Origin of the sequence: Vibrio sp. SBT000027, from assembly GCF_963894355.1 — a bacterium.
Classification (GTDB): Bacteria; Pseudomonadota; Gammaproteobacteria; order Enterobacterales; family Vibrionaceae; genus Vibrio; species Vibrio splendidus.
In genome coordinates this window covers 1,115,105-1,129,263 of sequence record NZ_CAWQGD010000004.1, presented here as the reverse complement: position 1 = coordinate 1,129,263, position 14,159 = coordinate 1,115,105, and the positions used below count along the sequence as shown (strand labels likewise).

12 protein-coding genes are annotated in these 14,159 nt (G+C 44.1%); 8 read left to right on the top strand and 4 right to left on the bottom strand.

The features are described from left to right. Positions 1-166: 166 nt before the first annotated feature. Entirely contained in the window at positions 167-892 is a 726-nt protein-coding gene (locus AACU28_RS14930) for a DUF3581 domain-containing protein (protein WP_010438254.1), read from the top strand. Between the two features lie 128 nt (positions 893-1,020). On the opposite strand, the gene AACU28_RS14925 is transcribed toward AACU28_RS14930, so the two are convergent. Next, positions 1,021-1,482, bottom strand: coding sequence for a methyltransferase family protein (locus AACU28_RS14925; RefSeq protein ID WP_076646159.1), 462 nt, complete (start codon positions 1,480-1,482; stop codon positions 1,021-1,023). A 66-nt stretch (positions 1,483-1,548) separates the two neighbouring features. Then, complete coding sequence (ydiJ, locus tag AACU28_RS14920; RefSeq protein ID WP_102447706.1) at positions 1,549-4,584, bottom strand: D-2-hydroxyglutarate dehydrogenase YdiJ; 3,036 nt, start codon at positions 4,582-4,584, stop codon at positions 1,549-1,551. Positions 4,585-4,805: 221 nt separating this feature from the next. Between ydiJ and AACU28_RS14915 the strand changes: the two genes are divergently transcribed. From AACU28_RS14915 to AACU28_RS14885, 7 genes are all read left to right on the top strand, one after another. Continuing rightward, on the top strand, positions 4,806-5,489 hold the full coding sequence (locus AACU28_RS14915; protein ID WP_004733423.1) for a DUF3334 family protein: 684 nt from the start codon (positions 4,806-4,808) through the stop codon (positions 5,487-5,489). A gap of 208 nt (positions 5,490-5,697) precedes the next feature. Beyond that, the gene (locus tag AACU28_RS14910; protein ID WP_004733422.1) at positions 5,698-6,387 is read left to right on the top strand and encodes a DUF2786 domain-containing protein; all 690 of its coding nucleotides are present in this window, start codon (positions 5,698-5,700) and stop codon (positions 6,385-6,387) included. A 142-nt stretch (positions 6,388-6,529) separates the two neighbouring features. Next, positions 6,530-7,198, top strand: a complete 669-nt coding sequence (locus tag AACU28_RS14905) for an OmpA family protein (RefSeq protein WP_004733421.1) — start codon at positions 6,530-6,532, stop codon at positions 7,196-7,198. 157 nt (positions 7,199-7,355) lie between these two features. Further along, complete coding sequence (locus AACU28_RS14900) at positions 7,356-8,441, top strand: tetratricopeptide repeat protein (protein WP_121603138.1); 1,086 nt, start codon at positions 7,356-7,358, stop codon at positions 8,439-8,441. A gap of 165 nt (positions 8,442-8,606) precedes the next feature. Next, positions 8,607-8,795 (top strand): hypothetical protein, encoded by a 189-nt coding sequence (locus tag AACU28_RS14895; protein ID WP_004733419.1) that lies wholly within the window; start codon positions 8,607-8,609, stop codon positions 8,793-8,795. A gap of 365 nt (positions 8,796-9,160) precedes the next feature. After that, on the top strand, positions 9,161-9,568 hold the full coding sequence (locus tag AACU28_RS14890) for a SulA-like leucine-rich domain-containing protein (RefSeq protein ID WP_004733418.1): 408 nt from the start codon (positions 9,161-9,163) through the stop codon (positions 9,566-9,568). Between the two features lie 323 nt (positions 9,569-9,891). Next, positions 9,892-10,995, top strand: coding sequence for a phosphoribosylaminoimidazolesuccinocarboxamide synthase (locus tag AACU28_RS14885; protein WP_121603137.1), 1,104 nt, complete (start codon positions 9,892-9,894; stop codon positions 10,993-10,995). Positions 10,996-11,186: 191 nt separating this feature from the next. On the opposite strand, the gene AACU28_RS14880 is transcribed toward AACU28_RS14885, so the two are convergent. Next, on the bottom strand, positions 11,187-11,564 hold the full coding sequence (locus tag AACU28_RS14880) for a hypothetical protein (protein WP_004733416.1): 378 nt from the start codon (positions 11,562-11,564) through the stop codon (positions 11,187-11,189). Positions 11,565-11,767: 203 nt separating this feature from the next. Beyond that, positions 11,768-14,146: a helicase-related protein gene (locus AACU28_RS14875; protein ID WP_121603136.1), complete on the bottom strand. Its 2,379-nt coding sequence runs from the start codon at positions 14,144-14,146 to the stop codon at positions 11,768-11,770. Between the last annotated feature and the right edge of the window lie 13 nt (positions 14,147-14,159).

Here is a 14,159-nt window from a genome sequence, read left to right as displayed (position 1 = left end):
CCCTTGTTGCATTGAGCCAAAGGCCATATCTCCCTTAAAATCGTCACATACCATCCAACGTATTTATCTAATTGACTGATACATAAGAAAAGTTAACTGGATAGACCATTAGAACGAAGTTAGTTAGCTATAATCCACCCCAGATTTGATGACTAATAGCGATACTATGTTTCTGACACCTTACTTTTCTACCGAAGACAATCAATTTCAATTCACTCGTGAACAGGCTAGCCACTTTGCTAAAAAAGTAGCCGCTGACTTTAACCCAATTCACGATGAAGACAACAAGCGCTTCTGCGTGCCTGGCGATCTTTTGTTTGCAGTACTGCTGCAAAAAGAAGGCATCAGCCAAAAAATGCGTTTTGATTTTTCAGGTATGGTGGGTAACGGTATTGCGCTAAGCGTTGACAACAAATGTGAGAAAGAAAGCTCACTGGTTGACGAGAAAGGCAAAGAGTACCTACACATGTCTTGTGAAGGTGAAAAGAGCCACGACCAAGCATTCATCGAACACGTAGTAACGAACTACGTTAAGTTCTCTGGTATGAACTTCCCACACATCATGGTTCCTCTTATGGAAGAACAGCAAATGATGATCAACTGCCAACGCCCTCTTGTGATTTACGAGAGCATGGAAGTTGAATTTACTCGCCTAGACCTATCTCACCCAGAAGTTGAATTCTCTGGCGCGACTTTTGACGTTGAAGGCAAGCGTGGCATCGTGACACTGAACTTCGATTTCAAAGAAGACGGCGAAGTAGTCGGTAAAGGCGTGAAGCGCATGGTAGCAAGTGGCCTTAAGCCATACGACCAAGCTTCTGTCGACGACCTAGTAAACCGCTTCAACGAGCGTAAAGAGATGTTTCTAGCTCAGTTCGCAGCCGCTGCATAATCAGCATTCTTATTTACATCAAGTGGTGTAAATAGCTCTAGAACAAGATCAATAAAGCCCAGCTTGATATCCTCAAGCTGGGCTTTTTTAGTACGATCTCTGACTACACGAAGACACTCAAGTCAAAACTAAATCCAGCGCCTAACCTTTTGTTTGTAATCAACATATTCCGCACCGAACAATTGCTCTAGAGCGCGTTCTTCTGGCTTAATTTGGAACTGATTCATGTAGATTACGAATACAAAACTGAGTAAGACACTGAACAGGTTTTGGAAGAAGTAGCCAAAGCAAAATAGCAGGATAAACAACCCTAGATACATTGGATTTCGCGTGTAGCCAAAGATTCCACTGTCCACGACTGCTGACGCGGTTTCGACTTTAATCGGGTTAACGGTGGTTTTCTGTTTTCGGAATTCCCATATGCCTGATATTCCAATCACACCACTCAATATGATCCCGACGCCTAGCACAACCATTCCATAAGGTAATGCCAGTGTCCCTTGGCTCGACTGCTGAGCGCAGAAGTATGATGCTGCGAATACAATAATAAACAGTGCAACGGGTGGTACTTTTAATTCTAGAAATTTCATACTTTTCCTTATTAACATTCCTTTGTTAGTTTAGAAAAAAGCCCAGCAATTGCTGGGCTAAATGTATTAAAGAATTTTTGCTAGCGCCTGTAATGGGTGAGCAAGCTTCTCACCTTCAAAACGCTTCACTTGGCTACGGCAAGAATAACCCGTCACCAAACAACGATCTTTTGGTAAGTCCTGCATTTGAGGTTTCCAGCTTAAACCGTATATATCTTTCGACATTTGAAGCTTATCCACTTCATGGCCGAAAGTACCCGCCATACCACAACAGCCGACAGGAACGCTGGTTAACGCAGCACCAAAGTGTTTGAAGATAGCGCCCCACTCTTTTTCAGCGTTCGGCATTTTGGTCTTCTCAGTACAGTGAGCGAACAAGTACCACATCTCTTCACTTGCTGAGCGCGCTTCGAACTCACCTAACGATGGCATTAACCATTCATGCACGGTGAGCACATCAAAGTCGCCACGCTTGTCACCTAAGATCTCGACATATTCATCGCGATAACAAAGTACCAGTGCAGGATCAACACCCACCAAAGGAATACCGATATCCGCCACCATAGACAAGAAATCCGATGTAGATTTCGCCTCACGAGCAAAACGATTTAAGAAGCCCTTAATGTGCAGCGCTTTTCCATTGGGTTTGAACGGCAGTAGTACCGGTGTTTTACCAAGCTTCTGAGCTAGAGTAACGAAATCTTCGACTACCTCTGCATCATAAAAGCTAGTAAACGGGTCTTGAACGATAAGTACATGCTGTTTCTTCTGCTCAGAAGACAAACCTTCTAAGTACTGTAAGTCGAAGAGTTGCAATTCTTTACTCGCCAAACGATTTTTTAGCGTAGGCACCGACATCAATGGTGCATCAACATAACCGACTGTTTTAGCCGTTGCGGTTTGTATCCACTTTTGACCCAACGCTGCGTTAACAACCTTTGGTGCTTTCGCCATTAGCGGCAGCATGGTTTCAATGTTGGCAACTAAATAGTCTTTTGCTGGGCGCTGATAACGCGAGTAATAGATGTTCAAGAATCGAGAACGGAAACTCGGCACATCGACTTTAATAGGACACTGGCTCGCACACGCTTTACATGCAAGACAACCGTTCATCGCTTCGTGAACTTCATGCGAGAAATCGTATTCATGGCGTTTGTTCATCGTGTTACGAACACGCTCAACCATGGTTTTAACCGGAGTATTGTCCTTCAGCGCTTCTTGCTCTAAATCGAGAATATCGACGCCTTGTTCCGTTAACTGACGCAACCACTCTCTTACCAAACCTGCGCGGCCTTTTGGTGAATGACGACGGTCAGCCGTAACTTTCATTGAAGGACACATTGGCGAGCTCGTATCGTAGTTGAAGCACAAGCCGTTACCGTTACATTCCATGGCTTGTTTGAAGCTATCACGAACTTGTACGTCGATCTGGCGGTCGTAGAAGCCGCGCTTGGTATCGGTGACTTTCACCAATTCAGCGTCGCTTTCTAACGGCGTACAGATCTTGCCTGGGTTCATCTTGTTGTGCGGGTCAAAGGCTGCTTTAACACGTCTTAACTCAGTAAACAGCTCTTCACCAAAGAAGTCAGGGCCATACTCAGAACGGAAACCTTTACCGTGCTCACCCCACATCAAGCCGCCGTATTTAGCCACCAGCTTAACCACTTCATCAGAGACTTCGTGCATCAGTGCTTCTTGCATCGGGTCACACAGATCAAGTGCCGGACGAACGTGTAATACGCCCGCATCCACGTGACCAAACATGCCGTAGTTCAGCTCTTTTGAATCGAGCAGCACTCTAAATTCAGAGATGAAGTCCGCCAAGTTTTCCGGTGGTACACAGGTATCTTCAGCAAAAGCGACTGGCTTAGCTCGGCCTTTCGCCGCACCTAACAGACCCACCGCTTTTTTACGCATGTTGTAGATTCGGCCAATGCTCGCTAAGTCGCTGCACACTTGGAAGCCAATCACACCCGCTTCTTCAGTTTCTAGCATGCTTTCAAGTTGTGCAGTCAGCGCTTGAACTTGTTGTTCAACTTCCGCTTCATCTTGGCCTGCAAACTCAACCATGTTGATACCAAGCATCTCTTTATTGGGAACATCCATAAGCAGGTCGCTCACGGTGTGCCAAACGATGTCTTGCTTCGCTAGGTTCAATACTCTTGAATCAACCGTTTCTACAGACAGTGCTTTCGCTTCTACCATAAACGGAGCATTGCGCAGCGCAGAATCGAACGTGTTGTATTTCACGTTAACCAGTGTGCGCGCTTTTGGAATCTTGGTTAGGTTTAACTTTGCTTCCGTGATGAAGGCTAATGAGCCCTCTGCACCACACAGGACGCGAGTCAGGTCGAAGCTGTCATCTTGTTCGTTGATTGCGTTCTTTAGGTCGTAACCTGTTAAGAAGCGATTCAAGGGTGGGAATTTATTAAGAATTTGAGCGCGCTTGTCTCGACAAACTGCCTCAGTAACCGCAAGGGCATGGTGAGCAAACTCTCCCTCAACTGGCAAGCCGTGTGATAAATCAGACTCTAGACACGAGCCATCCGCGAACACCGCTTGTAGCGACAACACATGGTCAGACGTTTTTCCGTACTTCAACGACCCTTGTCCCGAAGCATCGGTATTGATCATGCCACCTAATGTTGCTCGGTTACTGGTAGAAAGGTCTGGAGAGAAAAAATAACCGTAGGGACGTACCGCATCATTCAATTGGTCTTTAACGACACCAGACTGAACTCTTACCCAGCCCTCTTTCTCGTTAATCTCAAGAACCTTATTCATATGTCGTGAAAGGTCAACCACGACACCTTTTGTTAAGGATTGTCCGTTGGTTCCGGTACCGCCGCCACGAGGGGAAAAGGTCACGCGTTCGTAAGCGGATTTAGCACCCACCTGACCGAGCAACACAACGTCTTGAGTTGTTTTAGGAAGTATGACCGCCTGCGGCAATTGCTGATAGACACTGTTATCAGTCGCCACAGCCAAACGGCTAGAATATTGAGATTCAATGTCGCCAGTAAAGCCCGCTGTTTTTAGTTCATCTAAAAAGCGTACGACTACTGGATCGACATCAGCATTAAGTTGAAGTCTTGGTAACATTTGCTTCCTGCCCCTACTTCGCTGATCCAATCAGCATTGGGTTATCTGGGATTTTTAATAATTTTCTTTGAATTTCGTCACTTTACTACTATTAAGATCATATAAAAAGGTGATCAAATCAGAATCTCAGTGCAAGAATGGAGAAATAGTCACTTTCGTCTTAATTCAGTCCAATATACTGAATAACATTTTGTTTAAGACATCTCCATGAGCACATCACAATGAAAAAAAACAAAACAGTCACAACTGAAGATATTCTTCTTAAGCTATGCCAATCAGTCTCAAGCGTACTCACTTCAGCGACGGCTTCTCAGGTGTCCTATTCAGCTATGGTTCAAAAGATCAACAAGACAAGTCTGAAGCCAGACTTTGGTTGTTTCGTCTTATTTGACGGTGGCTTTTCTGGTCTTGTTGTCATCAATTTTACGTCTAAAGCCGCGCTAGAGATCTATACCAATTACATGCGTAACATGGGTATGCCAGAAGATGAGCTGGCGGTACTGCACACTTCAGACGAAGTGGGTGATGTTTTAGGTGAGTTAATGAACCAGTTAGTTGGTGATTTCACCAATAAGATCCGTAAAGAACTGCAAACCAACATCACACAGAACCAACCGAAAATGCTGGCATTGAACAAGCAAGTAAACCTTTCTGTTGATACTAACCTCGATCGTCCACAAGCCCGTCGTGTGACCTTCTCGACAGCAAACAACAACATCTTCTATCTAGAGCTTGCAATGGATAAGACAGAATTCATCCAATTGGAAGAATTTGAGATCGCTGAAGACGAATGCCCAGACAGTATTCTTGAGGCTACTCAGAAAAAAATGCAGGAAGCGAATAAGCCCGCTCAAAGTTCAGGTAATGATTCTGCAGCCGATCTACTCGATGAACTTGGTATCTAGTTTGCTAATGCTCTAGTTAATCCGGAAAATCGTGTCACTAACGCCATCAATACGCTTGATGGCGTTTTTGTATTACCCAGAAGCCGCCTCTTCCATCCTTCATAATGGCTCACCGCGTAATAACAAATGACTTTTGACTTTGCTGTTACCTGCCAAAACATGTAAAATGTCGGACTTTTCAAAATTTGCGGTAATGATTAAGTAGTCGATGGATAAGAAAAAAGCCCTAAAGAAAATTGCCAAGTGCCTTGAGCTTGGAAATTCTGCGAACGTCAATGAAGCGGCCAATGCGATAAAAATGGCGCATAACTTGATGCTGAAATATGGTCTCGAGAAAGACGATATTGAATTTATCAAGATGGGAAAAACTCAGTCCAGTCATCTGTTACCTGCAAATATCAGCTCTACACTGCTGCGTGTTATTCGCGGTATTAACACCAAGTTTGGCGTAGAAGCCGTGTTACTGAACCACAAAGGCCTTAAGCGTGTGGAGTTCATTGGTGAAGCTGATCGAGCGATCTTTGCTGCCTTTGCTTTCGATATTATTTATCGCGAATTAAACGAGCATACGGGTCAATTCAGAAACAGCTTTGCAGGATCTGGTACAGGAACTCTCGAAGTCACTCGTCGTGTAAATTCTTACGTCTCTGGTTGGGTAGAAGGTGCGCTTGAAAAGTTGCCTATCATTACCCCGGACGACGAGTCAAACAACAAAATCAATAACTACATTGATAAAGAATTTGAAAATATTGACCGTGAAACCTTCAAACAACAACTCAGAGAAGCGATGAAAAACCTCACCGCTGACTATGAAGTTGGTTTGAAGAAAGGTCGTAAGCTTTCAGTAAACCGCCCTGTTGGCGGAACTCAAGCGGCTAAAAAAATCACCAAATCGTAGAGCATGCCATTTAGCTAAATCATAATGCTTGCTCTTTACATTTCCTCAGCACATTGTTAAAACCATCAATAATACTTATAGGACTATATGTTTGTCATTCGCAGTCCATGCGTTTGACAGAAGTACATGATGGAGAAATACGTTGAAAAAAATCACACTAGCCCTAGCGCTTACTGTCGCTCTAACGGGTTGTCAGGCAACTCAACGCCAAAATGCTACAACAGGCGAATCTGAGACGAACTCTGCAACTCAAGGCGCTCTAATTGGTGCAATCGCTGGTGCCGTTGCTGGTGCTGCTACTGGTGACGATTCTAAAGATCGCCGTAAACGTGCACTCATCGGTGCTGCTGGTGGCGCCGCCGTTGGTGGTGGTATCGGTTACTACTTCGACCAACAAGAAGCTGCACTTCGTGAAGAACTCATGAACTCTGGTGTTCAAGTTGAACGCGTTGGTGAGAACCAGCTTCTACTTCGCCTAGAAAACGGCATTGGTTTTGGTTCTGGCTCTTACGCTTTAGAGTCTAGTATTCACAACACACTACGTGGTGTTGCTCGTATCTTAGTTGAATACCCAGACACTAGCCTAGTGATCGACGGTCACACTGACAGCACTGGCAGCGAGTCGTCTAACCAAATCCTTTCTGAGCGTCGTGCTGAATCTGTTCGTGCATTCTTGATCTCTCAAGACGTTGCTGCCGGTCGTGCCATTGCTCGTGGTAACGGTGAACGTTACCCTCTGTGTGACAACAACACCTCTCAAGGTCGTGCTTGTAACCGTCGCGTAGAAATTCAAATCTTGCCGCTTAAGTAGCACGATTAAAGCCCAGTTACCTTTATCTATTGAATTATCCACTATATAGTTGCTTGTCATTCGTATCGCTTATTTTAAGCGTTACGACTTAACACTCAGCCACATAGCGTATTCATCCTGATACATCGGGGCTGGGCTTTTTTACGAGACTTATCTTTTGCTTATCCTATCCAACTTCTGGTCATCGTCATTTCTTAGGCCTCTATTTCTAGCCCTCATCTTTTCCACGATACCGTTGTCCACCACACATTTCGTGCACGCAGAAAGCAGTGATGAATTTTCATTAGCTCAAGAATCACAACCTCAAGACCCAATTTCTCAATATCAACTAGCTCAAGCTTATGAATCGGGTGTCGACGTTCCTGTTAGCACTATTGATGCATTTTATTGGTACACGCAGTCAGCAGAAAATGGCAACCCAAACGCGCAATTTAGACTGGCTGAATTATATTTATCAGGGACAGGTGTAGAGCAAAGCAACAAGCTAGCTTTAGAATGGTTTATCAAATCAGCATTGCAAGGTAACAAACGCGCCTCAGTTGAGGTCGCAAAGATCTATGAGTCCTCACTTGAGAAGGATCTACTCCAACCATTAGATGCAGCACAGCTATGGTATGAAGCAGCCCTAAAAGACAACCCTGATGCAGAAGATGGTTACAATCGCGTTCTCGAAGCCCAATTCAACCAACAACGCGCCAAGCAGATCTCTTCGATTGAGCAGCTCAATGACAACGTCAATGCAGAAGCCAATACGAATCAACCAAGTACCTTCCCTTTGGCACTAACTTCTAGAGACCAAGCAACACGTTCTAACCTAACAAACTCTGACTATATGATCGGCGCAGTACTGGCCGTTTTAATTGCAATAGTGAGTATCAGCGCGACTCTGGTTGTATCGCGAAAGCGACAGACCCTGAAGTCTGGTGAGTTAAATCAGCAACAACAGACACTTGAAGCGCAGCTTAGCGCGAAAGACTTCACCATCAAACAGCAAAAGCGCCAACTTCAGACTATCTATAACGAACTGAAAAAGCAGAAAAACAACAAGAGCTTGAACAATTTTCAGGTAGCTTGTGCGCTATTTGGCTACACGCCTAGCTCAATTCCGGACCAGAAAAGCATCAAGATACGATACAAACAATTATCAAAGATCTACCATCCAGATGGTCACGGATGTGACGAAGAAATGAAACGTTTGAACAATGCGCTAAAAACCATTTTACAAAATGTTACAAAATCGTAAACAACTACACATATTAAATTTGCAAGGTCGCAAAGATATCGATTTTATTAGTGTTGCAATCGATCCCCCTCTCAAAAACGGGTAACAAACTATTAACTAATGGGTCTTACTTGTGTCATAATTTGCGCCGAAAATACACCTGACTTAAACAGGTGAGGAGAGAATATGTTCACAATAGAAGGCGTTTGTGATTGGTGCAAAAAGCCAAGCCTAGTTAAAAAGCACGACTACCTAGATGGTAAGTGTCATCATGCATGTAAAGAGTGCAATGATATTGCAACCATTGATGTTCGCCAGTTCAATATTGGTGAAATGGAAATGAGAGCAAAACTCTCCCAAGCGACATTGAGATAAGCAACACCGTTGAAATATAAGAAAGCGCCTAAGGCGCTTTTTTTGTGTCTGTGGTTTTAGATCTTCTCTCTTCTCTCTTCTCTCTTCTCTCTTCTCTCTTCTCTCTTCTCTCTTCTATACAGGTGTATACAGTACTTTTCTGTCAAAACCACTGTATACACCTGTATAAGGCTCACATTTTTTCAAATTATGAGACAAAACAGCAAATTCATTCAAATTTAATTTATCATTTAATTTCAACAACTTAACTATGTTCAATCTATAACTTAAGACAAAATCGTCCAATAATCCCGCAAAAAACGCTTGATCTTATAAGCAACTAAAACTACTGTATACACATACAGCATGTATATAAGGACAGCAAAATGATTCAAGCACACGTTAAAGCCCAACACTCTAGCCCGCTAGTTCACTGCGCATTTACATCAGTTTCTCGTAAAAGCAAAAATTCAAACGAGGAAGCGTTATTTGCAAGAATGGCGTTGCTGTCCAACCAACATCAGTGGCTACTGTTTACCGCTCAAACACCGAGACCATCCGCCAAGCAGCTGAAGCAACATAATGTGTGCTGCGACCGAGTTATTCATATGAAAGCCTCTCATCAAATGACTGAGGTAGAAACCGTCGAGAAAGCCATTCGCTCTAAGAATGCGAGTGCGATTGTGGCAAGTGCATCGATTGATCAATTCAGTCAGCAATACCTAAGAACATTAGGCATGCGCTTTCAGTGTGAAGTCTTCTTTATGGATGCGAATTCAGAGCGTATTCACTAAGCCACCTTGCTTAATATCATGTTGGCTTAATAACATTGTTGGCTCAAAAACATAGCCCATACACATAGCTTAATCTTTTAGCTAACAAAGTTAACTTAACAAACATAGCTCCAAAACACAGTCCAAATATACTGCCTTCCCCTGCCCTACGATTCGCCTATTTTTTGGCGAATTGTTAGGCGGGGGTTTTTATTTAAACAATAGATTTAGCAATCGTTTGCTTTTTATCTGGAAGGAAATAGTAGATTGAGTATAATGCCCGTCTAATCATGTGCACACCGCACTTCTCTGTATGACGTTTGATAAAAGATAGGAATGTCTAAATGAGCCTTGCTGATCAAGTTCTTGCCGTAAATGATGACCTACCAATCCGTACTGACAAACCTGTCCACAGTGGCAAAGTTCGCTCAGTCTACTGGTTAACTGAAGAAGATAGTCAACGACTAATCAAAGAGAAAGGCTACGATGTAGCACCAGATGCGCCTTTAGCAATCATGGTGATCAGTGACCGTATCTCTGCATTTGATTGCATCTGGCGTGGTAAAGGTAATCTTAAAGGTGTTCCAGGTAAGGGAGCGGCTCTGAATGCTATCTCTAACCACTGGTTCAAATTGTTTGAAGACAACGGACTTGCTGACAGTCATATTCTTGATATCCCTCACCCGTTCGTATGGATTGTACAAAAAGCTCGCCCAGTCATGATCGAAGCGATTTGTCGTCAATACATCACAGGTTCAATGTGGCGTGCATACGCAAACGGCGAACGTGAATTCTGTGGTATCGAGATGCCTGAAGGCCTCGAGAAAGACAAGAAGCTACCAGAGCTACTGATCACGCCTTCAACAAAAGGGATTTTGAAAGGTATCCCTGGTGTTCCAGAAGCTGACGATGTGAACATCTCGCGTAACAACATCGAAGATAACTTCGCAGCGTTCAACTTTACTCAAGCAAGCGATATTGCGCACTACGAGAAGTTGCTAAAAGAAGGCTTCAACGTTATCAGCCAAGCACTCGCGAAAGTCGACCAAACCTTTGTGGATACAAAGTTTGAATTTGGTTACGTCAACGATGCTCAAGGTAAAGAAAAGCTGATCTACATGGACGAAGTGGGCACGCCAGATTCATCTCGCATTTGGGATACTCAGGAATACAACAAAGGCAATATCGTTGAAAACTCTAAAGAGGGTTTCCGTCAGTTCTTGCTTAACTACTTCCCTGATGCAGACATTCTTTTGAACAAAGAACGCATGCCAGAACGTGAAGCATTAGCTCGTGACAATGAACTGCCTCTCGATTCACTGATGTCTCTGTCTCGTACTTATCTTGATATCGCAGCGAAAATCACAGGTGCAGAGATCGTACTGAGCGAGAATCCTAAGCAAGAAATCATCGATGTACTGCGTGCTGACTATGGTCTAGTTGACTGATTGACTGATTGACTGATTGCAGTCTAGAAAGCGAGTAAGCTCGTAAACACAAGTTTCAGATACTAAAAGGGCCTCATCATTATTGAGGCCCTTTTTACGTGTGCGATTTTTAATATTCTTTGAGCTCGCTTCTAAGCTGTATGCTCTAAGCTCTAAGCTCTAAGCTCTAAGCTCTAAGCAATAATGAGAGATTACAGCTTGATAGTAAACTCTTCTCCAGTATTCTCGGCGATCACCAAATGACTGCGCGTCTCGATGTACTCTATCTGCTCTTCTTCAAGAGAATATGGCATAACAACTTTGAGCTCATTGATCCCTTCCAGCCTAGCTAGCTTAAGTAAGGTAACAATGTTTGACTCATCACTTTTACGCGTCGACATTGATTTTAATGCCATCTGCCATAAACGATCTTCAGGGCTTGCTAGCTCTTTAATGCTATCTCGCCAGACGGTACTGAATACTGGCGCAATTGTGGTTAGTGCTTCCAGAAAAGTCCATTTTTTACTGCATGAGGCGCCAAGAAAGGTTGTGTAATCGAACTCTACACGCGTCTCTATCTGTTTTTCCATGATGTCCCCCGACACTTTGACAACACAATATACTCAATATCTATCAACTCTTTCTTTATAGCAATAGGATATAGAAGAATAGTCTTTTATGACCTTTTGATTGGTTAAAAAGGCATATAAAAATCAATTTTGTAACAAAATAAGCACTGAATAATCATATATGCACCTATTTGATTAATATTTTAGAGATAAAACTTATCTATCTATTTTATATCAATTATCCGGCTCGCTTTTTTGTATTGAATACGCCAGCCAGACCATGTTGGCAGCTCCCAGCGTTTTGGTGATAACTTTCGGCTACCCGATTGATAGTGCACGTAAATCAGCTTTCGTGCGGGCAAGTATTCTACATCGAGTTGTAAGTCGGCAAGGCTCAGTGCAAACGGGTATTTTTCAGAGAACTCTGAATAGAACCAACTTGGAATCCCATCGAAAGGTATGTCTGCATGGTCGAACATTTCCAATTCGCTCACATCAGTGACACCTAGCACCTCAAGCTGCTCTATCAACCATAGCTCAAAGTTAATATGCTCAATTTCTGGTGTGTCTTGGGTTTGTTCATCGAGACCGAGTTTCACATACAGCTGCCAGTGTTTGATTTCTTGAGTGCGAACCTTTGCAAAACCGGGAAGTTGGACGCCTTTTAACACAAGTTCGACGATTGGCTTTAATGATAACTGCCCTTCAGCCGCGACGAGCTTGGTCGTAATTGTACGGCCTGCGTACACCAAAGCCATTTCGGTAAAGACTCCATCATCATTTACTCTTGTTTCACCTTGCTCCCACTCTCCGAGTTCAGCTTCAATGATAAGCTCAAGAGGAATGGGTGCCGTGACCGTCGCTAAGGTCAGTGTTTGCTTAACACCTCTTCCCGGCAGGCTGTGCGTGTCCAGCACCAACATCGCTTGTGCATTGTCCGGGAAACGATTCTGACGGCCGAGTACTGCCTCTAACACTCCATTGGCAAAGGCTTCTTTCCTCTTCAGTCGGCGCACAAACACCAGCTCAGGATGCAAATTCACAATAGTCTTAAGCAGCTCAATACGTTGGAAACGTGACGCGACTTCTAACTGAGGAAGTTCAAACACCTCACGCATTTGCTTTGCCAGTCCTTGCGCTTCATTCAGTGCCTGTTGGTCTATTTCTAGATGCGGATAATCGCGACCACGAACAATCTGAATTAACAGGCTTAAGTCACACCCTTCTTTCTCTTGCTGAGCCAGCGCTTCCAAATGTTCTGCATTGTTTGGTAATTGGTACAAGCGAGCAGGAACGGACAACGCCGCGGTGAGATCGACCATCGCTTCTTTTAATGCTTTGGTTTTGATTCGAGTAACGATATCGGCATACAAAGCATCAATCGGCAATGGATACAGCTTTTTGCCATGCTCGGTAATTTGATGGTCGGCGTTAATCGCCTCCATCGTCAGCAAGGTTTGAGTCGCGCTGTTTAATGACTTCTCAGGAATAGGATCAAGGAAGGACAAGCTCTCAAACGGAGCACCACAACATGCCGCGGCCAACATAGGTTCAGTCAACTCTTCACGTTGCAATTCAGGCGGTGTGACTAACTCTAACGCCGCATGCTCGCCATATAGACGAACACAGACACCATCCATTACCCTACCCGCGCGGCCAGCTCGTTGTTTGGCACTCGCTCGTGATATGGACTTAAGCATCAGTGTGGTTCTTCCGTTTCGTTGAACGGTGCGTCTTTCTAATCCTGAATCTATCACCACACCAATATCAGGTATGGTGAGGGAGGTTTCAGCAACGTTGGTCGCAAGTATGACCTTTCTCAGGCCATTACCTTCAGTATCGATATTACGACCCGATAACGCTAAATCTCGTTCTTTTTCACTGACTGACGCATGCAACTTCACCACTTGGATATCTGGATTCTTTGCCAAGGCTTGCTCACATTGCACGATCTCTTTTTTACCCGGTAGGAAAACCAAGATATCGCCATGTGAAGCGATCAGTTGATGATTCACTTCTTCCGCAATGCGTTGCTCTAGATGTCGAATATCGGGCAATGCTCTGGATTCATTCGCCCTGTGTTCAATAGCAACTTGATAAGTTCGGCCTTCACAGCTAATTCGATTCGCATCCAAGTAATGAGCAAGACGCTCCCCTTCAATGGTTGCTGAAGTGATCACCAAGCGATGGCTCTCTTTTTGTTTGAGAATCGCCACCAGCAGATCAATGTCCCAGCGCCTCTCGTGAAACTCATCCACCACAATCACATCAAAACTGGCTAATCCGTCTTCTGATAACCAACGCAGCGCGATACCGGGAGTCACAAAAACAACGTTAGTTTGCTCGTTATACTCTGACTCAAGCTTAATCGCATAGCCAACCTTGCTACCAAGCTTCTCACCCGATTGCTGTGCGAGGTATTTAGCCAATGACGTACACGCGATGCGTCTTGGCTCCACCACCAACACTCGTCCATGCTGGGAAGCCCAAATTGGCAAACGCGTTGATTTACCCGATCCGGTTTCAGCTTCGACTACAAGGTGAGAATTGGCGATTTGCTCGTGGAATACGTTTTGATAAGAATCGATAGGAAGTAATGACATAAAAAGGAGGAGT

Coding starts and splice junctions, on each gene's coding strand:
- AACU28_RS14885 (WP_121603137.1), top strand. CDS start 9,892: ATGAGCCTTGCTGATCAAGTTCTTGCCGTAAATGATGACCTACCAATC.
- AACU28_RS14890 (WP_004733418.1), top strand. CDS start 9,161: ATGATTCAAGCACACGTTAAAGCCCAACACTCTAGCCCGCTAGTTCAC.
- AACU28_RS14895 (WP_004733419.1), top strand. CDS start 8,607: ATGTTCACAATAGAAGGCGTTTGTGATTGGTGCAAAAAGCCAAGCCTA.
- AACU28_RS14915 (WP_004733423.1), top strand. CDS start 4,806: ATGAAAAAAAACAAAACAGTCACAACTGAAGATATTCTTCTTAAGCTA.
- AACU28_RS14910 (WP_004733422.1), top strand. CDS start 5,698: ATGGATAAGAAAAAAGCCCTAAAGAAAATTGCCAAGTGCCTTGAGCTT.
- AACU28_RS14875 (WP_121603136.1), bottom strand. CDS start 14,146: ATGTCATTACTTCCTATCGATTCTTATCAAAACGTATTCCACGAGCAA.
- AACU28_RS14930 (WP_010438254.1), top strand. CDS start 167: ATGTTTCTGACACCTTACTTTTCTACCGAAGACAATCAATTTCAATTC.
- AACU28_RS14925 (WP_076646159.1), bottom strand. CDS start 1,482: ATGAAATTTCTAGAATTAAAAGTACCACCCGTTGCACTGTTTATTATT.
- AACU28_RS14880 (WP_004733416.1), bottom strand. CDS start 11,564: ATGGAAAAACAGATAGAGACGCGTGTAGAGTTCGATTACACAACCTTT.
- ydiJ (WP_102447706.1), bottom strand. CDS start 4,584: ATGTTACCAAGACTTCAACTTAATGCTGATGTCGATCCAGTAGTCGTA.